Raw genomic sequence first — 1457 nt, 5'->3', positions numbered from 1 at the left:
GGATACGTGGACAGCGGGTGCTGTGTACTGGCCTGCGGCGGCGCGGTTGTATACGGATTTGAGGATTTCGCCGTAGCGGGTGACGGATTCCCGGGCAATGGGGTTGTTCGGGAAGGAAATCATCAGTGAGACCTCGTCGAAGAGGCGGATTACTGACATATACAGGTAGGCGGGGCTGCGGGCGTCGTTGTAGGCGGTTGCATTTGTGCCTACTAGTGCGGTGGCGACCACTGCGGAAAGTGGGGGTAGGCCGGCGTCCATGTAGTTCATCATGAAGAACTGGGAGCTGTATTTTTTCAGCCAGGGCGCTAATTCCAGGATGCGGTCGTAGGGTACCTGGGCCAGGGGCATGTTTTCGTCGAATGATGCTTGTACGGCGCGCGCGGTTTCTTCGAATGAATTGGGGTCGACGGTGACGGTGAAGGGCAGGATTCCGGTGAACCAGCCCATGGTCATGTATTCTTCGGGCGTTTGTCGTTTGTCGACCGGGGTGAGGCCGTAGTAGGTTTCCTGGCCGGTCAGTTCGTAGTAGGCCAGCGCGGCGCAGGCGAACAGGCCGCCGCTGAATCGGGCGCCGGCGGCGATGCAGCCGTCTTCGAAGCGGGCTGTTTGCTGTGTGTCCATGAGCGGCACGATCATCATGTCGCCGCCGCAGGGGATGGATTGGTCACCCAGCGGTAATGGGAATTCGGGGCCGGCTCCGCCGGTGTTCTCGGCGAACTCGATCCATTTGCGGACTTCCGGGGAGTCCAGGGTCATGGAGTCGGCGAACGCCTTTTCCCGGATGCAGAAGTCTTCGTGGCTGCCGGTGTCGGAGAGCATGACGGGTGGTTTGCCGGCGACCAGCGCTTGGTAGTTGGCCAGAATCTCGACGTACAGGCCGGTGATCAATGCCGGGTCGCAATGCAGGTGGTCGACAATCGCGAACAGGGTGCAGTGATCTTCGTGCTGGATCAGGCCGAACCGGAAGCAATCCCACTGCAACGGATTCGGGGTCGACAACACCAATTCCTGCCATTGCGGCTGGGTCAGCTCACCATGCTGAACCGGAACGAACTGGATATCGCGGGGATTGGCCATTTGATGCCGAAGAATGGTCTTGGCGTCTTTGTACTCAAACCAGTTCCGGTAGGTGGAATGACGACGAAGATGCGCATTGATCACGTGCGTCATGGTGCGGATATCACACTTACCCGGAATCTCCCAGGAACCCATCACCAACCGAGAAAATTCCAGACCACGCTCAGTGAAATCAATATAACTACGCACATGGGCGGCTTGCATGGAACTCGGCGGCGCCGCAACTACCGGTGCTTGTTGAGCTTTTGTAACCGAAGCAGGAGTCGGCGCCCACGTCACCACGGGACCCTGTCCAGGATCCCAGTCATAAATCAGCCCCACCTCCATACTGGCGCTAGCGGAGCCCCCACCTATGATCACGATCCCTCCTCAATTCC

The 1457-nt window shown here is 58.8% G+C and carries 1 protein-coding gene; it reads right to left on the bottom strand.

Going from position 1 to position 1457, the window contains the following annotated elements:
- On the bottom strand, positions 1-1359 hold a 1359-nt coding region (locus tag BST12_RS28910; protein WP_245850624.1), incomplete at its 3' end, for a condensation domain-containing protein.
- Between the last annotated feature and the right edge of the window lie 98 nt (positions 1360-1457).

The organism is Mycobacterium angelicum (assembly GCF_002086155.1).
In the GTDB taxonomy this organism is placed as follows: Bacteria; Actinomycetota; Actinomycetes; order Mycobacteriales; family Mycobacteriaceae; genus Mycobacterium; species Mycobacterium angelicum.
Note: the sequence above shows the minus strand (reverse complement) of the source record. Positions and strands in the feature narration are given on the sequence as shown.